This is a genomic window from Sphingomonas sp. PR090111-T3T-6A (assembly GCF_000383095.1).
GTDB lineage: Bacteria > Pseudomonadota > Alphaproteobacteria > Sphingomonadales > Sphingomonadaceae > Solisphingomonas.
Window position 1 is genome coordinate 257,042 of record NZ_AORL01000022.1, and the last position, 21,240, is coordinate 278,281.

A 21,240-nucleotide genomic window follows, 5' to 3' on the forward strand; every position below is an offset into this window, starting at 1 on the left:
CAAGGGTATCATGGTCGAGGAAGCGTCTGCTGCGCCCGAAAAGCCCGAACGCCCGCGTCTCACCGACGCCGACGTGCGGAGCGACATGCGCGAGGAGTTCGAGCGCAAGAAGGACTATCTGGAAGGCTTCCTCTCCCAGAAGCCGGCCGAACCCGGCGCGGGCGAGCCCGGCGGCGCGCTCTATGAAGCCGTGATCGACGCGCTCAAGGAAATCTACGATCCCGAGATTCCGGTGAACATCTACGATCTCGGCCTCGTCTACGGCGTCGAGATCGCAGACGCGCACGCGGTCGTCACGATGACGCTCACCACGCCGCATTGCCCGGTCGCGGAATCGATGCCGGGGGAGGTGGAGATGCGCGTCGGCGCGGTTCCGGGGATCGGATCGGCCGAGGTCAACCTCGTCTGGGATCCGCCGTGGGACCCACAGAAGATGTCCGACGAGGCCAAGCTCGAACTGGGGATGCTGTGATGACGACGACCACCACCCGTCGCCCTCGCCCCGCCGCGATCATCCTGACTCCGTCGGCGGAAGAGCGCATCGCCGAGCTGATGGCGAAGGCTCCGGAAGGCGCGATCGGCGTCAAGCTCTCGACGCCCCGTCGGGGCTGCTCGGGCCTCGCTTATTCGGTTGATTATGTCACCGACGCCGACCCGATGGACGAGCGCATCGAGACGCCCGGCGGCACCTTCTTCGTCGATGGCGGATCGGTGCTCTATCTGATCGGCTCGACGATGAGCTGGGTGGAGGACGACTTCACCGCCGGCTTCGTCTTCGAGAATCCGAACGCCAAGGGCAGCTGTGGCTGCGGCGAAAGCTTCATGGTGTGATGGACGTGGGGCGCGGGCGCGGCTAGGCCGTGCGCCCATGACGCCCGCGTTCGACCATATCCGCGCCTGGATCTTCGACCTCGACAACACGCTCTATCCGGCGTCCGCCGATCTGTTCGGCCTGATGGACGTCAGGATGACGGCTTACGTCGCCAAGACGCTCGGGATCGACGATCTCGTCGAGGCGCGGCGCATCCAGAAGAGCTATTTTCAGGCGCATGGCACGACGATGGCCGGCCTCATGCTGGAGCATCAGGTCGATCCGCACCACTACCTCGCCGACGTCCACGACATCGATCTCGACGTGCTGGCCGAGGACGCCCGCCTCGCCCGCCTGATCGCGCGGCTTCCGGGCCGCAAGCTGATCTTCACCAACGGCGATGTGCCCTATGCGGAGCGCGTGCTGGCGAGGCTCGGCCTGTCGAAGACCTTCGAGGCGATCCACGACATCCACGCCAGCGCCTACAAGCCCAAGCCGCACGAGGCGAGCTACGCCTCCATGGTGGCCGGGCTCGGCGTCGACCCCGCGACCAGCGTGTTCGTCGAGGACATGGCTCGCAATCTCAAGCCCGCCAAGGCGCTGGGCATGACCACCGTGTGGCTCGACAACGGATCGGAACAGGGCCACGACGCCGACCGATCCTATGTGGACCACCACATCACCGACCTCGCCGACTGGCTCCATTCACTGCTTGGGGACGACCAATGACCGCCGATCTCGCCCGCACCATCGACGAAGCCTGGGAGGCCCGCGACGGCCTCAACTTCCAGACGCAGGGCGCCGTGCGCGAGGCAGTGGAGGCCGCGATCCTCGGGCTCGACAACGGCCATTACCGCGTCGCCGAGAAGATCGACGGCGAGTGGCACGTCCACCAGTGGCTGAAGAAGGCGGTGCTGCTCTCCTTCCGCCTCAACGATAACGCCGTGATCGACGGCGGCTCGGCGGGCGCGCCGGGCTTCGACAAGGTGCCGAGCAAGTTCGCCGGCTGGGGCGAGGCCGCCTTCCGCGACGCGGGCTTCCGCGCGGTGCCGGGCGCGGTCGCGCGCCGGGGCGCGTTCATCGCCAAGGGCGTGGTGCTGATGCCGAGCTTCGTGAACATCGGCGCCCATGTCGACGAAGGCACGATGGTCGATAGCTGGGCGACCGTCGGCTCCTGTGCGCAGATCGGCCGCAACGTCCACCTGTCGGGCGGCGTCGGCATCGGCGGCGTGCTGGAGCCGCTCCAGGCGAACCCGGTCGTGATCGAGGACGGGTGCTTCATCGGCGCGCGCGCGGAAGTCGCCGAGGGTGTCATCGTCCGCGAGGGCGCGGTGCTGTCGATGGGCGTCTATCTCGGTGCGTCCACCAAGATCGTCGATCGCGCCACCGGCGAGGTGTTCGTGGGCGAAGTGCCGGCTTATTCGGTGGTCGTGCCCGGCGCGCTCCCCGGCAAGCCGCTCGCCGACGGCACGCCCGGCCCGTCGCTCTATTGCGCGGTGATCGTGAAGCGCGTCGACGCGCAGACCCGCGCCAAGACCGGCATCAACGAGCTGCTCCGCGACTGATGCGGCGCATCGGCCGGCTCGCTGTCCTGTTGCTGACGCTCGCGCCCTTCGCGGCGCGGGCGGCGCTGCCGGTCGAACAGGCAGAGGTGGTCCGCACCTATCCGCACGACACGGGGGCTTTCACCGAAGGCCTGCTGTTCCGCGACGGCTTCCTCTACGAGAGCACGGGGCGCGAGGGGCAGTCCTTCATCCGCAAGGTGGACCTCGCCACCGGCCGCACGGTCGAGAGCGTGGCACTGGCGCCGGGCATCTTCGGCGAGGGCATCGTCGACTGGAAAGACCAGCTCTACAGCGTGATCTGGCACGGCGGTGTCGGCTCGCGCTGGACGCTCAGGGGATTCAGGCATCTCGGCACCTTCCGCTACAGCGGCGAAGGCTGGGCGATGACGCAGGATGGCAAGGCCGTCATCCTGTCGGACGGCACGCCGGTGCTGCGCTTCCTCGATCCCAAATCGCTGAAGGTCGTGCGCACGCTGACCGTCACCGCCGATGGCGTGCCGATCCGCCAGGTCAACGAGCTGGAATATGTCCATGGCGAGATCCTCGCCAACATCTGGATGACCAACGCGATCGCGCGCATCGATCCGGCGTCCGGTCATGTGAAGGGCTGGATCGACATCAGCGCGCTCGCCGCCAGGGTCGGCGCGACCGACCGGGACGCCGTGCCCAACGGCATCGCCTATGACAAGGCCGGCAACCGCCTGTTCGTCACGGGCAAGAACTGGCCCCTGCTGTTCCAGATCAGGCTGCCGTCGGCGCGCTGATCTCAGCGGCGGGTGAGCGTCACCGAGAGGCCACCCTCGCCCTCCAGCGTCACCGGCTTGCCCTGCGGCAGATCGACCCGGCTTTCGAGGCGCACCGTGCTGCTGGCACCGCGCCCGCCGCAATCCTTGTCGTCGCCATAGGGCGCGGTCCGCTCGATGCTCACGCGCGCCGAGTCTGCGCCGTTCGGATAATCGGGATTGATCGACACCGAGAAGGTGGTGAAGCGCGTCCCCATCGTGCCGGTCCGCGGATCGGCATCGGGGCAGGCGCGCGATTCCCGCACCTGCTGCGAAAAGCTGGCGGTGCCGTCCGACGCGCGGCTGAGATCGCCGCTCCACAGCACGCGCCCGCCATGGCGGAGCTGGACCGCGATCGTCTCGGTGGTGCGCGGCGCCGTCGTGCGGATGAAAGGCGGGGACATCACCGCCGACGACACGGTGGCCGGCGCCATGACGAGCGGAGTCGTGATGATCAGCGGCGGCGCGGGCGCCACGGTGAGAAACGCGAGCAACGGAATCACGGCCATCTCGTCCCCCCCGGATGCATGAAGGCTCCGGGGACTGTGATCGCCCGCCGTTAAGCCTCCGTTACGAGGCCTGCGCGATCAGCCTGGCCGCATCCTCGCTGGTCCAGTCCATGCCGCCGCTGACGCGCCAGACCTCCTTGCCCTTCGAGTCGTAGAGGATCGTGGTCGGCAGATCGGCGGCCGCCATCGCGCTCATCAGCTGGTTCTTGGCGTCGGTATAAGGCGTGAGCGCCTTCATCCCACGGCTCTTCCAGAAGGGCTGGACCTGCGCGTCGCCGCCCATGTCTTGGCTCACCGCCACCACCGCGAGCTTGCCCGTCTCACGCGCCGCCAGCGCGTCGAGCGCCGGCAATTCCTTGACGCACGGTCCGCACCAGGTCGCCCAGAGATTGACCAGCACCGGATGGCCCCGGAAACTGGTCAGCGTCGCCGGAGACCCGCCGGGCGCGGCGAAGGGCATGCCCGGCATCGCTTCGCCCTTATGACTGTTGTCGACGCGGCTGGTCTCGACGAGCGGGGTTGCGGCTGGCGTGGCCTGATTCCCGGCGGCACTTGCTTGCTCCGCCGACGGCTTGGGCTTATCGCAGCCGGCGGTTCCCAAGGCGACCATGAGCGGGAGAAGAACGATTAGCGAGCGGGCCGACAACGAGCGCAAGACAGGCTCCAATCAGATGTGGGGCGGGCGCTTCGCCGAAGGGCCGGCCGCGGTGATGCGCGAAATTAACGCCTCGATCCCGTTCGACAAGAGACTCTGGAAGCAGGATATCGCCGGCTCCAAGGCCCATGTCGCCATGCTGGGCGCGCAGGGGATCATCCCGGCCGACGACGTCTCCGCGATCGACGCCGGCCTCGACCGCGTGGCCGCCGAATATGCGGAAGCCGGCGTCACCGCCGATCTCGCGCTCGAAGACATCCATATGGCGACCGAGAGTCGTCTGGCCGAACTGATCGGGCCGGCGGCGGGGCGCCTGCACACCGCGCGGTCGCGCAACGATCAGGTCGCGACCGACTTCCGCCTCTGGGTGCGCGATGCGATCGATTCGGTCGACGCCGGCCTCGCCGCGCTCCAGCGTGCGCTGGTGACGCGGGCCGACGAGCATGCGGAAAGCGTCATGCCCGGCTTCACACACCTTCAGGCCGCCCAGCCGGTGACGCTCGGCCATCATCTGATGGCCTATTACGAGATGGTCCGCCGCGACCGCTCGCGCTTCGCCGATGCCCGTGTCCGCATGAACGAGTCGCCGCTGGGTGCGGCGGCACTCGCCGGCACCGGCTTCCCGATCGACCGACAGGCGACGGCCAAAGCGCTCGGCTTCGACCGGCCGACCGCCAATTCGCTGGACTCGGTGTCGGACCGCGACTTCGCGCTCGATTATCTGATGGCGGCGAGCCAAGCCTCGCTGCACCTCTCGCGCCTCGCCGAGGAGATCGTGCTCTGGGCCTCGCAGCCCTTCGGCTTCGTCGCGCTGCCCGATCAATGGTCGACCGGCTCGTCGATCATGCCGCAGAAGCGCAATCCCGATGCCGCCGAGCTGGTGCGCGGCCACTCCGGCCGGATCATGGGCTGCCTCACCGCGCTTATGGTGACGATGAAGGGTCTGCCACTCGCCTATTCGAAGGATATGCAGGACGACAAGCCGCCCGTCTTCGAGGCGCACGACCTGCTCGCCCTCTCGATCGCGGCGATGACCGGCATGATCGAGACGCTCACCTTCCGCACCGACCGGATGCGCGCCGCGGCCGAAGCCGGCTTCTCGACCGCGACCGATCTGGCGGACCGGCTCGTCCGCGTGGCGGGCGTGCCCTTCCGCGAGGCGCACCACATCACCGGCACCGTGGTGAAGCTCGCCGAGAGCAAGGGTTGCGCCCTCTCCGACCTGACGCTCGACGAATTGCAAGCGGTCGACGCCCGCATCGACGAGGGCGTGAAGGCGGCACTGTCGGTCGATGCGTCGGTGGCCGCGCGCGCCAGCGAGGGCGGCACCGCGCCGGACCGCGTGCGCGAAGCGGTCGCCAAGGCGCGTGCCAAGCTGGAGGCGGAAGCATGAAGCGAACGGCGATCCTCGCGCTCGCGGCGCTGGCGCTGCTGGCGGGCTGCGGCAAGAAGAACGTGCTGCGCCCCGCCGACGGCCGGACGCTGCCGCAGAAATCGGCGACCGCCGCGAGCCAGCCGGGCGTGAACGACCTGCTCAACCCCGGCACCGAGGCCCGCCCGACCCGCGAGGACGAGCTGGTGACCAAATCCAAGCCGCTCGAACCCGACCGTTTCGACCTTCCCCCGCCCGGCTGAGACTCACAATCCATGGATCATTTCGACCTTCACGACGGCGCCCTCCACGCCGAGCAGGTGCCGCTGGACGCGATCGCGGATGCGGTCGGCACCCCCGTCTATGTCTATTCGGCGGCCACCATCCGCCGCCATGTCCGCGTGTTCCGCGAGGCGCTGGCGGGTCTCGAGCATGACGGCCAAGCGCCGCTCGTCGCCTTCGCGGTGAAGGCCAATCCCAACGCCGCCGTGCTGTCGGTGCTGGCGGGCCTCGGCTGCGGCGCCGACGTGGTTTCGGGCGGCGAGCTGATGCGCGCTCGGGCAGCGGGCATTCCGGGCGAGAAGATCGTCTTCTCCGGCGTCGGCAAGACGGCGGACGAGATGGCCCTCGCGCTCCGGGAGGGCATCGGCCAGTTCAACCTCGAATCCGAGGAAGAGGCACGCACCCTCTCGAAGGTCGCAGCCGACCTCGGCCTCACCGCCCGCGTCGCCTTCCGCGTGAACCCGGACGTCGATGCCGGCACCCACGCCAAGATCTCGACCGGCCGATCCGAGAACAAGTTCGGCATCGCCTATGATCTGGCGCCAGACGCCTATGCGCGCGCCGCCGCGCTGCCCGGTCTCGTGGTGCAGGGCGTCGCCGTCCATATCGGCAGCCAGCTCACCGACCTCGGCCCGCTGGAGACCGCCTTCGGCCGCATCGGCGCGCTGATCGCGACGCTCCGCGCGGCGGGCCACGACATCCGCACCGCCGATCTCGGCGGCGGTCTCGGCGTTCCCTACGACCCGACCAAGCCCGCACCGCCGGCCCCCTCAGCCTATGGCGAGATGGTGCGCCGCGCGACCGCCGGGTGGAATGTCCGCCTGATGTTCGAGCCGGGCCGGCTGATCGTCGGCAATGCGGGCGTTCTCCTCACCAGCGTCATCCGCGTGAAGCCCGGCGCGCAGGCCCCGTTCGTCATCGTCGACGCCGCGATGAACGACCTGATGCGCCCCGCGCTCTACGACGCCTGGCACGACATCCGCGCCGTCCGCCCCTCGGGCGAGCGATTCGTGGCGAACGTCGTCGGGCCGGTTTGCGAGACCGGGGACACCTTCGCGATGCAGCGTTCCATGGATCGGGTGGATGAAGGCGAGCGTGTCGTCTTCATGACAGCCGGAGCCTATGCGGCCACCATGGCGAGCACCTATAACAGCCGCGCGCTCACACCCGAAGTTCTGGTATCGGGGGACCGTTGGGCGGTGGTGAGAAAAAGACAGAAGATCGAGGCACTGATCGCCGCCGACAGCGTTCCCGCGTGGGCTCTCAACGAACCGACGGAGGATTGATGGTACGCAAGCTGCGCAAGGCCGTGTTCCCAGTGGGAGGCCTCGGCACGAGATTTCTGCCTGCGACCAAGGCGATGCCGAAGGAGATGCTGCCCGTCGTCGACAAGCCGCTGATCCAATATGCGGTGGAAGAGGCGCTGGAAGCCGGCATCGAGCAGATGATTTTCGTCACGGGCCGCGGCAAGCACGCGATCGAGGACCATTTCGATATCGCCTATGAGCTGGAAGCGACCATGGCTGGTCGCGGCAAGTCGCTCACCGTTCTCGAAGGCACGCGGCTCACCCCCGGCAATATCGCCTACTGCCGCCAGCAGGAGCCGATGGGCCTCGGCCACGCCGTCTGGTGCGCGCGCGACATCGTCGGCGACGAACCCTTCGCCGTGCTGCTCGCCGACGACTTCATGGTCGGCAAGCCGGGCTGCCTGAAGCAGATGGTCGAGGCCTATGAGAAGGTCGGCGGCAACATGATCTGCGCGCAGGAAGTCGCGCACGAGAATACCGACAAGTACGGCATCATCACGCCGGGCACGCGCGACGGCGCGTTGACCGAGGTGAAGGGTCTGGTCGAGAAGCCCAAGCCCGAGGCCGCGCCCTCCAACCTCGCGATCGTCGGCCGCTACATCCTCCAGCCCGAGGTGATGCGCGTCCTCGAAAGCCAAGAGAAAGGCGCCGGCGGGGAAATCCAGCTCACCGACGCGATGGCGCGGATGATCGGCGAGATGCCGTTCCATGGCGTCACCTTCGACGGCGTGCGCCACGATTGCGGCGACAAGGCCGGCTTCATCCAGGCGAACATCGCGCTGGCGCTGGAACGCGCCGACGTCGGCCCGGCGGTGAAGGCCTTCATCGACCGGCTCTGAATCACGGGGCGGCCTGCCGGCTTGGCAAGGCCGCCCTTCCCGGCGACAAGACGGGCGATGCACAGCCTCCCCGTCTTCCTGCGCCTCGAAGGCCGGCCAGTGATCCTGATCGGTTCCGGCGATACCGCCGACGCCAAGCGCCGCCTGCTCGAACGGGCGGGTGCGCGGATCGTCGATGAAGCCGGGAACGCCGCCCTCGCCATCGTCGCGCTCGACGAGGATGCGGAGGCCGAAGCGGCCGTGGCCCGGCTCAAGGCGCGCGGAATCCTCGTCAACGCGGTCGACCGGCCGGCGCTGTGCGACTTCACCCTCCCCGCCATCGTCGACCGCGATCCGGTGCTGGTCGCGATCGGGACGGGCGGGGCCTCCGCAGGGCTCGCCAAGGCGCTCCGGCAGCGTCTGGAGGCGCTCCTCCCCTCCGGCCTCGGCGCGCTGGCAGACGCGCTCCACGGCGCCCGTGGCGCGATCCGCGCGCAATTCCCCGATGCCACCACTCGCCGCCGCGCCATCGACGCCGCGCTCGATCCCGGCGGGCCGCTCGACCCGCTGGGCGACGTGCCGGCCACCGCCGTGGCACGCTGGCTCGCCGCACCCGATGCGCCACGCCCGGCCGTCACCGTCCGCATCGCGCTCCGCTCCGACGATCCGGACGACCTGACCCTCGCCGAGGCCCGCTGGCTGGGTCAGGCGGATCGGGTCTATCATGACGTCGGCGTGCCGCCCGCGATCCTGCGCCGGGTGCGCGCCGACGCCGCCTGCATCGCCGGATCGCCGCCCGAAGACCTCCCCGCCGGCGTGACGATCCTTTTGACGCTCGATTGACGGACGGGGATCGCCTCCCCATTTTCCCGCCCATGGAGAAGATGCACCTCACCGACGACGAATGGCGCCAACGCCTCAGCGCCGAGCAGTATCATGTGCTGCGCGAGGCCGGCACCGAGCGCGCCTTCACCGGCCGCTACTGGAACAACCACGAGACCGGCGAGTATCTCTGCGCCGGCTGCGGCACGCAGCTTTTCGACAGCGGCACCAAATATGATTCCGGCTGCGGCTGGCCGAGCTTCACCGCGCCGGCTGGCGAATCCCTGATCGAGGAGCGCGTCGACACCAGCCATGGCATGGTCCGCACCGAGGTGCGGTGCGCGCGCTGCGGCGGGCATCTCGGCCACGTCTTCCCGGACGGCCCGGGGCCGGCGGGTCTGCGCTATTGCATCAACTCGGCCTCGCTCGATTTTGAGGGCGACGGCGGCAACTGACAGCAGACCGCTTGTCGTGCCGCGCAGGACGGGCTAACCGCTGCGCACAAGCATGGCTCGCCCGATACGCCCCACCAACCGACAGGCCCCGCCGCCCGAGCCCCGCCGCCGCCAACGGAGTGGCTTTGTGAAAGCGTTGCGCACGTCCCTCAAGATTTTCGCTGGTCTGGCCCTGCTCGCGCTGATCGGGCTGGGGGTGGCGATCGGCATCACCATGTCCTCGCTGCCGAGCTTCGACGCGCTCAAATCGTCGCCCAACGGGCAGATGATCCGCGTCCACGCCGTCGACGGCACCGTGCTGGTGTCGATCGGCCCGAGCTACGGCCAATGGCTGCGCGCGGACCAGATCCCGCAGGTGATGAAGGACGCGATGGTCTCGGTGGAGGACCGGCGCTTCTATGAGCATCCCGGCGTCGACCCGATCGGCATCGTGCGCGGCGCGTGGATCGGCTTCCGGCATCGCGGCGAAGGCCGGCGGCTACAGGGTGGCTCGACCATCACCCAGCAGCTCGCCCGCAACATCTTCCTGACCAACAAGTACACGTTCAGCCGCAAGATCAAGGAAGCGATCGTCGCCCTGTCGCTGGAGCGGAAATTCTCGAAGGACCAGATCCTCGAGCTGTACCTCAACAAGGTCTATTTCGGCGGCGGCAGCTACGGCATCGATGCGGCAAGCCGCAAATTCTTCGGCCACGGCGCGGATCATCTGAGCCTCGGCGAAGCCGCGATCATCGCCGGCCTCGTCAAGGCACCGTCCAACTATTCGCCCACCGCCGACGTGCAGGCGGCCGTCGGCCGCGCCTCGGTCGTGCTCGACACGATGGTCGAGACGGGCAAGATCAGCCGCGTCGAGGCCGCCGCCGCCGATCCCTCCGCCGTGAAGCTCGCGCCCGACAGCAAGCAGAACAGCGTCCGCTATTTCACCGACTGGGCCCTGCCCCAGCTCAGCACGCTGATCGACGACCAGACCGACCCGCTCGACGTCTGGACCACGCTCGACATCAACATGCAGAATTCGGCCGACCGCGCGATCCAGCAGGATACGCCGGCGGGCCTCCAGGGCGCGCTGGTCTCGATGGAGCGCGACGGCGCGGTGCGCGCCATGGTCGGCGGCCGTGACTACATCAACTCGATCTACAACCGCGCGACGCAGGCGCAGCGCCAGCCGGGCTCGGCATGGAAGCTGTTCGTCTATCTGGCGGCGATCGAGGCCGGGCATAAGCCCGACGAGGCGATCGTCGACGAACCTGTCACCATCGACGGCTGGAGCCCGCGCAACGACGAGCGCAATTATTCGGGCCAGATCAACATCCGCACCGCCTTCGCCTTCTCGCTCAACACGGTGGCGGCGAAGCTCGGGCAGATGGTGGGCTTCCAGACAGTGGCCGACATGGCGCGCCGCTTCGGCATCACCACGCCGATCAACACGCATCCCTCGATGGTGCTCGGCACCTCGGACGTGCGCCTGATCGACATGACCCGCGCCTTCGCCGAGATCGACAACAAGGGCGCGGTGGTGATCCCTTATGCGATCACCAAGGTGGTCGGCCCTGAGGGTCGCCTGCTCTACGAACACACCCCGCCGGAACCGCGCGTGCTGGTCGCGCCGCAGGTGGCCCAGCAGATGACCGACCTGCTCCAGACGGCGGTCAACACCGGCACGGCGCGCGCCGCGCAGATCGGCCGCCCGGTGGCGGGCAAGACGGGCACCACCTCGTCCAACAAGGACGGCTGGTTCCTCGGCTTCTCCTCGGGGCTCACGACGGGCGTGTGGATGGGCCGCGACGACGCCAGGCCCAACCCCGGCCTCTATGGCGGCCGCGCGCCCGCGCGCGCCTTCGCCGACTATATGAAGCAAGCCGTCGCCAAGCGCCCGGTCGAGCAGTTCGACACGGCGGTGACGCTCCCCGAATGGCAGCTCGAGCCCGACGACGAGGCCTATTATGGCCAGCCCGACAACGGCATCCCCACGATCGACGCCGATGGTCAGGTGGTCCAGCCGGGCGCGTCGCCGGACGGTCTGCCCGCCCAGCCGGGTGACAATGGCGGCATTCCGCAGGGTCAGCCGGCGGTGCAGGTCCATCGCGGCGCCGACACCAGCACCGACGACGACTGGCGCGGCCCCCCGCCGCCGCCCTCGCCCACGCCGCAGCAGCCCCAGCAGCGGCTCGACCAGCATTGGCTGGACGGCGTCCTCGGGCGCGGCAACAGCAAGGCTCCTCCGCCGCGTGGTGGGGGCGGTCAGCCCTCGCAGCCGATCCAGTAAAGCCCCGCCCCGTTCGCCCGGAGCCAGGCGCGCGCCGGCCCCGGATCGGTGCCGAGCAGCCGGGCCTCGGCAGCGCGGAAGGCAGGCGAGTGATCCATGTGCAGCCGGTGCGCGACTTCATGCGCGACCGTCGAGCTGAGCACGAAGGGCGGCGCCAGGATCAGCCGCCACGCGTAGCGGATATTCCCCGACGAGGAGCAGCTCCCCCAACGCGCGCGCGGATCGCCGATCGAGACTCGCCCGACCGTGACGCCGGCCCGCGCCGCCACCTCGCGAGTCTCCGCTTCGAGCTGGCGCAGCGCCTCGCGCTTCGCCCAGGCGATGACCCGCTTGGCGACGCCCTCCTCCGGGCCGCCGACGAGCAGCCGGTCGCCCTCCAGTCTCACGATGCGCGAGTGAGCGGGCGACCAGTCGATCCGGTTCTCCATCCCGCGAAAGGGGATGAGCCCGCCCGCGACGATCGGCCGGGGTTGCGGGAGGAGCGCGAGCTGCGCCTCGATCCAGTCGCGATGCGCCTCCACCCACTGGCGGGCGGCACGCTCCGATCCCCGGCGTGGGAGGGTGAGCCGCACGCTGCCGTCCCGCGGGTCGACCGCCAGCCGCACGCGCCGCGCGCTCGCGACACGGCGCACGATCAGCGGACGGCGGAGCGCCCCGCCGACGAAGATCGGCTCAGAGTTCACGCTCGACGATATGCAGTTCGAGATCGCCTGCCTCGTCCTCGGACACCGTCCATCCCCGCACCGAGATGCCGGCGCGATGCACCGATTCCGGATCGCCCGAGATCAGCGGATGCCAGTCCTCCAGCGGCCGCCCTTCCGCGAGCAGGCGATAGGCGCAGGTGCTGGGCAGCCAGTCGATCGTCGCCAGCGTCCGCGGGTTCAGCCGCACGCATTCGGGGACATAGGCATGGCGGTGCCGGTAATCCTTGCAGCGCCCGGCGCGCCGGTCGAGCAGGCGGCAGGCGACGTTGGTGGGGTAGATCTCCCCCGTCGCATCATCCTCCAGCTTGTGCAGGCAGCATTTTCCGCAGCCGTCGCACAGCGACTCCCACTCGTCCCGAGTCATGTCCTCGAGGCGCTTGGTTTCCCAGAAACGATCAGCCGGAACGGCCATGACTCAATGTACCCACTCAGCGAACGTGTCGGCGACGGCCTTGGCGCCCTGATCGGTCGGAACCAGGGCGATGGGCTGGCCGTCCGGGCCGAACAGGATCACCTGGCTGCTATGATCCACAAGATAGCCGCTCGCGCCCGCTGCTGTCGCCTGCTTATGATAATAAACGCCATAGGCCTTGGCAGCGGCGGCGATCGCGTCCGGCGTGCCGGTGAGCCCCACCAGTGGCTTGCCGAAAGCGGCGACATAGGATTTGAGCACCGCCGGCGTGTCGCGCTCGGGATCGACCGTGATGAAGACGGGCGCCAGCCTGGCCGCCGCCCCCGGCGAGGCCGAGGCGAAGCTCCGATAGCCCTGCATCAGCACCTGCAACGTCGTCGGGCAGACATCCGGGCAGAAGCTGTAGCCGAAATAGACCGCGCGGTAGCGCCCGGCGAAGCTCTTGTCGGTGGCCGTCCGGCCATCCTGATCGACCAGCGCGAAAGGCCCTCCCAGCCGAGCGCCCGCCAGCGGCGGCGTTTCGGCGGCGGGTTGGCGGGAACAGCCCGCGAGCGCCGTCAGCGACAGGGCAAAAGCGGCGGCGATGGCGACGGAGGAGGTACGCACATTCATGGCAACGCCAGCCATGCTTTGCTATGGCGCGCGATGCAAGCAAGGCGGGCGTTTCCCGCGGATAGGGAGTGAGGTCGATGGGGCGTTGTGTAGGGCGCGTATTCGGGGCGCTGATCTTGGCCGGCACGCTGGCGGCCCTCCCCACGTCGCTCCTGGCCGAGGATCTCCTGGGATACGGCTTTATCAAAGCGGTGCGCGACCGGGATGGCGACAAGGTTCAGAGCGCGCTCGACAAGCCTGGCAACACCATGATCCTCTCGCGTGACGACAAGACGGGCGAGAATGCGCTGCACATCGTCGTGAAGCGCCGCGACATGGCGTGGGTGCGCTACATGCTGGCCAAGGGCGCGGCGATGGACGGGCGCGACAATCAGGGCAACACCCCGCTGCTCGACGCCGCGCAGATCGGGTTCGTCGAGGCCGAGCAGCAGTTGCTCGACGTCGGCGCTTCGGTGGACCTCGCCAACAATCGCGGCGAGACGCCGCTCATCATCGCCACTCAGACGCACGACCTCGCTTCGGTGCGCGTGCTCGTCTCCCACGGCGCGGACCCGAAGGAGACCGATCATGTCGCCGGCATGTCGGCTTATGATTATGCCAAGCGGGACGGCCGCTCGGCCGCGATCCTGAAGGTACTCGAAGAGGCCAAGCCGGTCGTGAAGAAGAAGGTCTCCGGCCCCACGCTGAACTGAGGTCGGACGGCGCGGGCGTCAGTCCGCGCCTTCGAGGCCGGGGTCGAGGCCCGCCATCATCCGCCGCGCCGCCCGTCTGGCGAAGCGCAGCGTCTCGGCCTTGCGCCGCGCCGCCGCCAACGGACGGCACGCGGCCTCGCGCAGGATCGCCGCGTCATAGCGGTCCGCCACGATCAGCCCCGCCAGATCGGGCCGGAATGCCGCCTCCTCCAGCGGCGTGAGATCGAAGCCCGTCGGCAGCGCCCAATAGAAGCGGTCGCAATAATCGAGATAGTCCGGCCACTTCATGTCGCCGAGCAGGTCGGCCCGCGACACCTTGATCTCGACGATGGTGACGAGACCCTTGCCATCGATCGCCATAATGTCGGCGCGGCGGCCATTGCCGAGCGGCACCTCGCACAGCGCCATCCAGTCCGCCCGGTAGAAGAGACGCGAAACGCCCCGCGCGACGTCGCCCGCGATCAGCGGGGCGTCGGCGAGGCATGTCGGAAGCTCAGCGGGAGTCGCCATCCCGCCTGATTAGAACATCAGGCGAACGGACGAAAGATCGATCAGCGGAAGAAGATGTGGTTGCCGAGCGAGGCGACCTTGATCTTGCCCCAGCCCGGCGAAACGCGGCGGGCGTGGAAGAAGAGCGCATCGGGGGCCACCTGCTTCCACAGGCCGTCTCGGGCGATCATCGCGATCGCCACGGCGCGCTTCCACGCCGTGCTCGCGCGCGGCGGGGTCGGCATCGAGCCCTTGTGCAGGAAGGAGAACTGGCCCGGCTGGCGCACGACGCCGCACACCGAAGCCGGGAAGCGGCCCGAGGCGGCGCGGTTCATGATCGTCTGCGCGACGGCGAGCTGGCCGTTCAGCGGCTCGCCCTTGGCTTCGAAATAGACCGAAGTGGCAAGGCAGTCGCCCTGCTGGTCGCCGGTGGTGTTGGCGACACGCTCGGCCACGAGGTCTTCGAGGCTCTGGGGCGTGGGGGCCGCGGCCTGCTGGTCATCGGCCTGGGCCGGAGGCGCCAGGGGAATGTCGGCCGAGGAGGCGGTGGAGAAATCGGAATTGCGGGCTTCGAGAGAGCGCACATCCACGGCGAGAAGAGGAGCCGTGACCGCTGCCAGCATCACTGTGGCGGTTCCCCGGGGGGCGGAGCCTTCGGCTGCGAAGGACGGCGCCGCGACGGTCAGGGTGCCAAGCAGGCAGAAAAGGGACGCCACCGCGAGGGCAGCGCGCGAAAACGTGCGCATTATGATCCGCGAACATGCGGCAGACCGTACGCTCCGTCCCCCAAGGATACGCTGGGACGGTGTCAATCTCCCGACTACGGGGGCTGCCCTGGAAACGCAGGCGACCGCCGTTATCAAAATGTGCAGCCTCTTTCGCGGGGCGGAGGCCCGCCGTCAACCCGTCGAGATCATTCCAGCGGCGAACCGTTCGACTCCTGCGACATCCAGTTCCACGATCCAAAGATCGCTGTCGAACCTGCGCCGACGCTCAATATAGCCCGAAAGTTCCTCTTTTTTCGTCAAGTCGTGCGGACCTGTCGGCGACCAGCGATAGTCCCCTTTTGGGTCAAGAAGCCGCTCGAGCAGCATTTTAGGGGCGCCGCGCTCGGCCAGCAGCAGCAGGATCGCGCCGGCTTCCGGATCGCCCCGCCGCAATACGGCGGCATGACCGCCCTCCCCTTCCACTCGACGGATCAGGGCGGACACCTCCACCCGCGCGGCGAGGCGCGCGCTCATCCTTTCGGGGCGGAGGCGCTGGCGTAGCCGGGCAGCGAGGACAGCGGGAAATGCGAGCGCATGAAGGTGCCCGTACCGCGCGACACTTCCTCGCCCGTGGAATCGAGCAGGCGCGCATCGGCCACCAGCACGCGCCGCCGGCCACTCACCCACCGTCCTTCCGCCACCGCGGGGCCCGCCTTGATCGGGCGGGTCAGGAGGAGGTTGAACGCGGTGGTCAGCACGAAGCGATCGCTGACCAGGCTGTTCGCCGCATAGAAGGCCGCATCGTCCAGCATCTTGAAATAGATGGTGCCGTGCGCCGCCCCGGCGGCGTGATAGAAACGCTCGTCCACGTCGAAATGGATGCGGGTGACGCCGGCTTCCGGGATTTCGAGGCGGGATGCGAACAGCTTGTTGATGGGCGCGGCCGCATAGAGCGATTCCAGCGCGGCGAAATGCGCGCGCTCGCCCGCGGGCGTGTCAGGGGCTCCGGTCACGCGGCGTCGCGGGTCTGGCTGTCGGCGAACAGGGCGTAGAGCGCGTCGGCCGATCCCGCGCCGCGCAGCTTGGCGACGAAAGCCCGGTCCCGGAGCCTGCGGCTCACCCGCGCCAGCGCCTTGAGGTGGTCGGCGCCCGCGTCCGGCGGCGAGAGCAGCAGGAAGACCAGATCGACAGGCATCCCGTCGATCGCGGCGAACTCGATCGGCTGGGGCAGCTTGGCGAACAGCGCCACGACATGGCCGAGATCGTCGATCTTGCCATGCGGAATGGCGACGCCGCCGCCGAAACCGGTGGAGCCCAGCCGCTCGCGTTCGGCCAGCCGCTCGCCAACCTGGCGCGCATCGAGGCCGAGCCTCTCCGCCGCCAGATTGGCGAGAGTCTGGAACAAAGCCTTTTTCGAGGCCGCCGCCAGATCATGGAAGACGGCCTCGGGAGGCAGGATATCGCTGAAATCGTCCACTGTGAATTAACGCGCGATCAGGCCCCCCGGTTCGGTTCGACCCACCCGATCGTCCCGTCTCCCCGGCGATAGACCATATTGAACGCTCCCGTACCCGAATTGCGGAACAGTAGCGCGTTGGTGTTACGCAAGTCGAGCATCATCACCGCATCGGATACCGTCGCATCGGGGATATCGACGCGGGTTTCGGCGATCACCAGCGGATGATCGATCGGCTCTTCCTCGTCCACCAGTTCGAAGACGGTGTAGCCGGCATTGGCGTCGATGCCGCCATCGATGTCGCCGGTCTGGCCGTTGCCGCTCCGCCCCTTCAGCCGCTTCACATAGCGACGGAGCTGCTTCTCGATCTTGCCGGCAGCCTCGTCGAAGGCGGGATGCGCCTCCATGCCCGAGCCGGACGCCTTCAGCACCACGCCCTGCATGACATGGGCGATGATGTCGCAGCTGAAGCCATTGTCGTGCGGCCCGGAGCCGAACGTGGCCGTCGCCGAGATCGCGCGGGCGAAATATTTGTCCGCGATGGAGCCGAGCCGATCCGAGACATGCTCACGAAGAGCCTCGCCGGTGTCGACCTGATGGCCGGAAACGCGGATGTCCATGTCTCGTCCTCCTTCTATTTGCGGGCGGGCTATGCCTGCCCACCCGACGCGTCAACCGTCTGGCCGATCGTGGCCCAGACGGGATTCACCAATGTTGCGACGAACGCCTCGTGCCGCTCCAGCTCGGCGGCGCTCGCCTGATGCGGACGCGGCGGGCGGGCCCGCGCGACCGCCATCGAGGCGTCCGCTCCCCCCGCCAGGATCTCGACGGCCGCCGCCGCAGGCGCCGCGTCGAGCAGGCCGAGCCCGATCTGCCGCCCCCCGCTCAGCTCGACATAGAGCTGCGCCAGAAGCTGGGCGTCGAGCAGAGCGCCATGCTTGACGCGATGGCTGCGATCGATGCCGTAACGCGAGCAGAGCGCATCGAGGCTGTGCTTCGCACCCGGATGGCGGGTGCGCGCCATCACCAGCGTGTCGACCATGCGGTCCATCGACACGGTGTCTCGCCCGCACATCGTCAGCTCGGCATTGAGGAAGCCGAAGTCGAAGGCGGCATTGTGCGCCACCAGCGGCGCATCGCCGATGAACTCGAGCAGCGCATCCACCGTCTCGGCGAAACGCGGCTTGTCGGAGAGGAAGGCGATCGACAGGCCATGGACCCGCTCGGCCTCGGCCGGCATGTCGCGATCGGGATGGAAATAGGCGTGGAAGGTGCGGCCCGTCTCGACCCGGTTGCTCAGCTCGATGCAGCCTATCTCGACCAGCCGGTCCCCATTCGCTGGGCTGAGCCCGGTTGTTTCGGTGTCGAAGACTATCTCACGCATGAACGACAATATCGGATTCCATGCGCCCGTAAGCAAGCGATCAGCGAAAAGAGCTTTGCGCGCGTCTCGACGCGGGTGACACCCGTGGGCAGCACGAAATCGGCGCGGCGGCGCTTCTCCGCGGCGGGCATCTGGCGGGCGAGAATATCGGCGAAGCGAGCCTGCGTCATGCCCGGCCGTGCGAGCACGCGGCGGCGCTGCACCCAGGCAGGCGCGGAAACCACCACCACCGCATCCACCCGCCGGTCGCCGCCCGTCTCGAACAGCAGCGGCACGTCGTCGACCACGATCCGGTGCGCGCGATGACGGCGGAGGAAGTCGGCCCGCGCCCGTGCGACGGCGGGGTGCACGATCGCCTCCAGCCGCCGGAGCGCGGCGCGATTGCCGAACACGGCCCGGCCAAGCGCGGCGCGATCGACGCCCCTGGGGCCAGTCGTCCCCGGAAAGGCTGCCTCGATCGCGGGCAACAGCGCGCCGCCCGGCCCCTGAAGACGGTGCACGGTCGCGTCGGCATCGAACACCGGAACGCCGGCCGCGCGGAACATGCCCGCCACCGTGGACTTGCCCATGCCGATCGAGCCGGTGAGCCCGATCAGGATCATGCCGTCAGCAGCGCCCGGAGCGCCGCATCCTCGCCGCGCGGCGGCGCAGCGCCGAAGAAGAGGCGGAAGGCGGCGTCCGCCTGCCCGATCAGCATTTCCAGTCCGTCGACGGTCGGCATCCCGCGCGCGCGCGCCGCGGCGAGCAAAGGCGTCTCCGGCGGAGCGGTGACGATGTCGTAGACGATGCTGCCCGGCGGGGCGTGGCTGAGATCGAAGGCGAGCGGCGGCTGGCCGGCCATGCCGAGCGCGGTCGCGTTGACAATGAGATCGAGGCAGCCGGCGCGGTCGTCGAAGGGGAAATCGGTCACGTCGGCAAAATGGCCGAGCGGCGCGACATGATGGTCGCCGGGTGCCAGTTCATCGAGCAACGCCCGCGCCTTCTCGGTGTCACGGCCGGCGAGGACCAGCGTGAAACCCTCCCCCGCCAGCGCGGTGATGATCGCGCGCGCGGCCCCGCCGGTGCCGAGGACGCGCGCCATACGGAACAGGTGCCGGCGCCGCAGCCACGGCCGGAGCGGTTCGAGAAAGCCGGATGCATCGGTGTTATGGCCCGTCAGCGTGCCGTCCGCGCCGCGCACCACGGTGTTGACCGCGCCGATCCGCTCGGCCGAAGGCTCGAGCTGGTCGAGCAGCGGGATGATCGCCTGCTTGTGCGGCATGGTGACGTTGCAGCCGCGCCAGTCCGGATCGGTGCGGCGGTCTGCGAGATAATCGGCAAGCCCCTCGCGATGGACGAGCTCGCGGCGATAATCGCCGGGAAGCCCCAGCGTCTTCAGCCAGAAGCCATGGATGACAGGCGACTTGGACTGGGCGATCGGATCGCCGATCACCTCGGCATAGGGAGCGTTCATGCCGGCATCTCGCCGACATCGCGCAGCCAGCCGAGCAACGGCATCAGCGGCATCCCGAGAATGGTGAACTGGCTCCCCTCGACCTTCGAGAAGAGCTGCACGCCCGGCCCCTCGATGCGGAAGCAGCCGACGCAGCCGGCAATCGCCGGCCATTCGGCATCGAGATAGGTCTCCAGAAAAGCGTCCGAGAAATCGCGGACATGGAGCTTCGCCACATCGACATGCCGCCACACCGGAACGCCGTCGCGCGCAGCCACCACGGCGCTCACCAGCCTGTGCGTGCCGCCGCGCATCAGGCGGAGCTGCTCCGCCGCGCGCTCGCGCGTGTCGGGCTTGTCGAGCATCGCGCCGTCGGCGAGCGCCACCGTGGAGTCGCTCCCGATCACGATCCGCCCCGGCGTCCGCCGCGACACCGCCAGCGCCTTCAGCTCTGCGAGCGCATCGACGAGGCCACGCGCCTCGATTCCCTCCGCCTTCAGGGCGTCCTTCGCGGCATCCTCGTCCACCTGCGGGCGGACGATCTCGAAGCCCACGCCGGCGGCCTCCAGCATGGCGCGTCGCGACGCGCTCCCCGATGCGAGAATGATGGTCATGCCTGCGCCTGTTGTTCGCGCCGCTCGGCGACGAGGTTGATGATCGCCGCGGCCGTCTCCTCGATCGAGCGCCGCGTGACGTCGATCACCGGCCAGCCATGGTCGGAGAACATGCGCCTAGCATAAGCGATCTCGCGCGCCACCCGCTCCTCGTCGACATAAGGCGTCGTCGTCGTTTCATTGAGCGAGAGCAGCCGGTTGCGGCGGATCTGGATCAGCCGGTCCTGGCTGGTGGTGAGGCCCACGACCAGCGGCCGCTTGAGGTTGAACAGGATCGGCGGCGGTGGGCTCTCGATCACCAGCGGGATGTTGGCGACGCGATAGCCGCGATTGGCGAGATAGATCGACGTCGGCGTCTTCGACGAGCGAGACACGCCCGCGAGCACGATGTCCGCCTCCTCCCAATCATCCGATGCGATGCCGTCGTCATGCGCGATCGTATAGTGGATCGCCTCGACGCGATCGAAATAGGCGGCGTCGAGCGCGTGCTGCCCGCCCGGCCGGCTGATCGTCTCCTTGCCGAGCAGCCGCGAGAGCGCGTCGATCACCGGATCGAGCGCCGACACCGCATGGAGCCCGAGGCCATGGCAGCGGGACTCCAGTCGCTTGCGCACCGTCGAGTTGACCAGGGTGTAGATCACCAGCCCCGGCTTCGCAGCGATTTCGAGGAGCACGCGGTCGAGATGCCCCTCCGATCGCACCATCGGCCAGAAATGCTTGACCGCCTCGACTCCCTCGAATTGGGCGAGGCCCGCCTTGGCCACCGTCTCGAGCGTTTCCCCCGTCGAGTCCGACAAAAGATGGAGATGCAATCGCGTCATCGCGGCCGGTTTCGTCCTCTCGTTCGATGCCTGTGGGGCAAAGGCTGTGGATAAACATGAGAGTCTTCTGGCGACAAGTCGGCGGGCGATCCGATTCGAACGATTCGCCCCCGTGACTCGAAACCGGCCGACGGATTCGCCCACAGCGTTCGAGTCTTTTCCCCCACCTGTGGATAACGGGGGGGAATCATTGCGACTCGTGACTCATTCACGAGTCGCTGAATCGGACTCATGTTGGCGAATCGAGCGAGTCGCGAATAAACCCCGATTCCG

The 21,240-nt window shown here is 68.5% G+C and carries 29 protein-coding genes; 13 read left to right on the forward strand and 16 right to left on the reverse strand.

Going from position 1 to position 21,240, the window contains the following annotated elements; all coding sequences use genetic code 11:
• Window positions 1–10 precede the first annotated feature (10 nt).
• Genes ST3T6A_RS0117080 through ST3T6A_RS0117100 form a run of 5 tightly spaced genes read left to right on the forward strand, consistent with a single transcriptional unit; the run spans window position 11 to window position 3,140 of the window.
• Complete coding sequence (locus ST3T6A_RS0117080; RefSeq protein WP_037539021.1) at window positions 11–472, forward strand: SUF system Fe-S cluster assembly protein; 462 nt, start codon at window positions 11–13, stop codon at window positions 470–472.
• Window positions 472–831, forward strand: a complete 360-nt coding sequence (locus ST3T6A_RS0117085) for a HesB/IscA family protein (protein WP_019834174.1) — start codon at window positions 472–474, stop codon at window positions 829–831. Before ST3T6A_RS0117080 ends, ST3T6A_RS0117085 begins: the two co-directional genes overlap by 1 nt.
• A 37-nt stretch (window positions 832–868) precedes the next feature.
• Window positions 869–1,540: a pyrimidine 5'-nucleotidase gene (locus ST3T6A_RS0117090; protein ID WP_019834175.1), complete on the forward strand. Its 672-nt coding sequence runs from the start codon at window positions 869–871 to the stop codon at window positions 1,538–1,540.
• Window positions 1,537–2,376, forward strand: a complete 840-nt coding sequence (gene dapD / locus ST3T6A_RS0117095; protein ID WP_019834176.1) for a 2,3,4,5-tetrahydropyridine-2,6-dicarboxylate N-succinyltransferase — start codon at window positions 1,537–1,539, stop codon at window positions 2,374–2,376. The genes ST3T6A_RS0117090 and dapD overlap by 4 nt, the downstream gene beginning before the upstream one ends.
• Window positions 2,376–3,140, forward strand: coding sequence for a glutaminyl-peptide cyclotransferase (locus ST3T6A_RS0117100; RefSeq protein ID WP_019834177.1), 765 nt, complete (start codon window positions 2,376–2,378; stop codon window positions 3,138–3,140). The genes dapD and ST3T6A_RS0117100 overlap by 1 nt, the downstream gene beginning before the upstream one ends.
• 2 nt (window positions 3,141–3,142) lie before the next feature.
• On the opposite strand, the gene ST3T6A_RS0117105 is transcribed toward ST3T6A_RS0117100, so the two are convergent.
• Window positions 3,143–3,667, reverse strand: a complete 525-nt coding sequence (locus ST3T6A_RS0117105; protein ID WP_019834178.1) for a hypothetical protein — start codon at window positions 3,665–3,667, stop codon at window positions 3,143–3,145.
• A 61-nt stretch (window positions 3,668–3,728) separates the two neighbouring features.
• Window positions 3,729–4,277, reverse strand: a complete 549-nt coding sequence (locus ST3T6A_RS0117110) for a TlpA family protein disulfide reductase (protein WP_051103485.1) — start codon at window positions 4,275–4,277, stop codon at window positions 3,729–3,731.
• Window positions 4,278–4,338: 61 nt separating this feature from the next.
• Between ST3T6A_RS0117110 and argH the strand changes: the two genes are divergently transcribed.
• From argH to ST3T6A_RS20500, 7 genes are read left to right on the forward strand one after another with little or no spacing between them, the layout of a single operon-like run.
• Window positions 4,339–5,715, forward strand: a complete 1,377-nt coding sequence (gene argH / locus ST3T6A_RS0117115; protein WP_019834180.1) for an argininosuccinate lyase — start codon at window positions 4,339–4,341, stop codon at window positions 5,713–5,715.
• Window positions 5,712–5,957, forward strand: a complete 246-nt coding sequence (locus ST3T6A_RS0117120; RefSeq protein ID WP_019834181.1) for a hypothetical protein — start codon at window positions 5,712–5,714, stop codon at window positions 5,955–5,957. Before argH ends, ST3T6A_RS0117120 begins: the two co-directional genes overlap by 4 nt.
• A 12-nt stretch (window positions 5,958–5,969) precedes the next feature.
• Window positions 5,970–7,262: a diaminopimelate decarboxylase gene (gene lysA, locus ST3T6A_RS0117125; protein ID WP_019834182.1), complete on the forward strand. Its 1,293-nt coding sequence runs from the start codon at window positions 5,970–5,972 to the stop codon at window positions 7,260–7,262.
• A complete protein-coding gene (gene galU, locus ST3T6A_RS0117130) occupies window positions 7,262–8,122 on the forward strand; it encodes a UTP--glucose-1-phosphate uridylyltransferase GalU (RefSeq protein WP_019834183.1) in 861 nt (286 codons plus the stop codon). Before lysA ends, galU begins: the two co-directional genes overlap by 1 nt.
• Window positions 8,123–8,179: 57 nt before the next feature.
• A complete protein-coding gene (locus tag ST3T6A_RS0117135) occupies window positions 8,180–8,944 on the forward strand; it encodes a precorrin-2 dehydrogenase/sirohydrochlorin ferrochelatase family protein (protein WP_019834184.1) in 765 nt (254 codons plus the stop codon).
• Window positions 8,945–8,976: 32 nt separating this feature from the next.
• Window positions 8,977–9,378, forward strand: a complete 402-nt coding sequence (gene msrB / locus ST3T6A_RS0117140) for a peptide-methionine (R)-S-oxide reductase MsrB (RefSeq protein WP_019834185.1) — start codon at window positions 8,977–8,979, stop codon at window positions 9,376–9,378.
• A gap of 52 nt (window positions 9,379–9,430) precedes the next feature.
• The gene (locus ST3T6A_RS20500; protein ID WP_083937570.1) at window positions 9,431–11,644 is read left to right on the forward strand and encodes a PBP1A family penicillin-binding protein; all 2,214 of its coding nucleotides are present in this window, start codon (window positions 9,431–9,433) and stop codon (window positions 11,642–11,644) included.
• On the opposite strand, the gene ST3T6A_RS0117150 is transcribed toward ST3T6A_RS20500, so the two are convergent.
• From ST3T6A_RS0117150 to ST3T6A_RS0117160, 3 genes are read right to left on the reverse strand one after another with little or no spacing between them, the layout of a single operon-like run.
• A complete protein-coding gene (locus tag ST3T6A_RS0117150) occupies window positions 11,620–12,327 on the reverse strand; it encodes a M48 family metallopeptidase (protein ID WP_019834187.1) in 708 nt (235 codons plus the stop codon). The two genes, ST3T6A_RS20500 and ST3T6A_RS0117150, sit on opposite strands and share 25 nt — an antisense overlap.
• On the reverse strand, window positions 12,317–12,760 hold the full coding sequence (locus ST3T6A_RS0117155) for a YcgN family cysteine cluster protein (protein WP_019834188.1): 444 nt from the start codon (window positions 12,758–12,760) through the stop codon (window positions 12,317–12,319). Before ST3T6A_RS0117155 ends, ST3T6A_RS0117150 begins: the two co-directional genes overlap by 11 nt.
• A 3-nt stretch (window positions 12,761–12,763) precedes the next feature.
• The gene (locus tag ST3T6A_RS0117160; protein ID WP_019834189.1) at window positions 12,764–13,372 is read right to left on the reverse strand and encodes an SCO family protein; all 609 of its coding nucleotides are present in this window, start codon (window positions 13,370–13,372) and stop codon (window positions 12,764–12,766) included.
• A gap of 77 nt (window positions 13,373–13,449) precedes the next feature.
• On the opposite strand from ST3T6A_RS0117160, the gene ST3T6A_RS0117165 reads away from it, so the two are divergent.
• Window positions 13,450–14,064, forward strand: coding sequence for an ankyrin repeat domain-containing protein (locus ST3T6A_RS0117165; RefSeq protein WP_083937572.1), 615 nt, complete (start codon window positions 13,450–13,452; stop codon window positions 14,062–14,064).
• An 18-nt stretch (window positions 14,065–14,082) separates the two neighbouring features.
• Here ST3T6A_RS0117165 and ST3T6A_RS0117170 read toward each other — a convergent pair whose 3' ends face one another.
• From ST3T6A_RS0117170 to ST3T6A_RS0117220, 11 genes are all read right to left on the reverse strand, one after another.
• Window positions 14,083–14,574 (reverse strand): MmcB family DNA repair protein, encoded by a 492-nt coding sequence (locus tag ST3T6A_RS0117170; protein ID WP_019834191.1) that lies wholly within the window; start codon window positions 14,572–14,574, stop codon window positions 14,083–14,085.
• A gap of 41 nt (window positions 14,575–14,615) precedes the next feature.
• Entirely contained in the window at window positions 14,616–15,176 is a 561-nt protein-coding gene (locus ST3T6A_RS0117175) for a cell wall hydrolase (protein ID WP_157602953.1), read from the reverse strand.
• A 276-nt stretch (window positions 15,177–15,452) separates the two neighbouring features.
• A complete protein-coding gene (locus ST3T6A_RS0117180) occupies window positions 15,453–15,794 on the reverse strand; it encodes a DUF1491 family protein (protein WP_019834193.1) in 342 nt (113 codons plus the stop codon).
• A complete protein-coding gene (locus ST3T6A_RS0117185; protein ID WP_019834194.1) occupies window positions 15,791–16,273 on the reverse strand; it encodes a PaaI family thioesterase in 483 nt (160 codons plus the stop codon). Before ST3T6A_RS0117185 ends, ST3T6A_RS0117180 begins: the two co-directional genes overlap by 4 nt.
• Window positions 16,270–16,737, reverse strand: a complete 468-nt coding sequence (locus tag ST3T6A_RS0117190) for a PTS sugar transporter subunit IIA (protein WP_019834195.1) — start codon at window positions 16,735–16,737, stop codon at window positions 16,270–16,272. The genes ST3T6A_RS0117185 and ST3T6A_RS0117190 overlap by 4 nt, the downstream gene beginning before the upstream one ends.
• A 17-nt stretch (window positions 16,738–16,754) precedes the next feature.
• Window positions 16,755–17,336 (reverse strand): ribosome hibernation-promoting factor, HPF/YfiA family, encoded by a 582-nt coding sequence (hpf, locus tag ST3T6A_RS0117195; RefSeq protein ID WP_019834196.1) that lies wholly within the window; start codon window positions 17,334–17,336, stop codon window positions 16,755–16,757.
• A 29-nt stretch (window positions 17,337–17,365) separates the two neighbouring features.
• The gene (gene dnaQ / locus ST3T6A_RS0117200; protein ID WP_019834197.1) at window positions 17,366–18,100 is read right to left on the reverse strand and encodes a DNA polymerase III subunit epsilon; all 735 of its coding nucleotides are present in this window, start codon (window positions 18,098–18,100) and stop codon (window positions 17,366–17,368) included.
• Window positions 18,088–18,702: a dephospho-CoA kinase gene (gene coaE, locus ST3T6A_RS0117205; RefSeq protein WP_019834198.1), complete on the reverse strand. Its 615-nt coding sequence runs from the start codon at window positions 18,700–18,702 to the stop codon at window positions 18,088–18,090. Before coaE ends, dnaQ begins: the two co-directional genes overlap by 13 nt.
• Window positions 18,699–19,553, reverse strand: coding sequence for a shikimate dehydrogenase family protein (locus ST3T6A_RS0117210; RefSeq protein WP_019834199.1), 855 nt, complete (start codon window positions 19,551–19,553; stop codon window positions 18,699–18,701). The genes coaE and ST3T6A_RS0117210 overlap by 4 nt, the downstream gene beginning before the upstream one ends.
• The gene (locus ST3T6A_RS0117215) at window positions 19,550–20,146 is read right to left on the reverse strand and encodes a Maf family protein (protein WP_019834200.1); all 597 of its coding nucleotides are present in this window, start codon (window positions 20,144–20,146) and stop codon (window positions 19,550–19,552) included. The genes ST3T6A_RS0117210 and ST3T6A_RS0117215 overlap by 4 nt, the downstream gene beginning before the upstream one ends.
• Window positions 20,143–20,967: a pyruvate, water dikinase regulatory protein gene (locus ST3T6A_RS0117220; protein WP_019834201.1), complete on the reverse strand. Its 825-nt coding sequence runs from the start codon at window positions 20,965–20,967 to the stop codon at window positions 20,143–20,145. Before ST3T6A_RS0117220 ends, ST3T6A_RS0117215 begins: the two co-directional genes overlap by 4 nt.
• Window positions 20,968–21,240 lie beyond the last annotated feature (273 nt).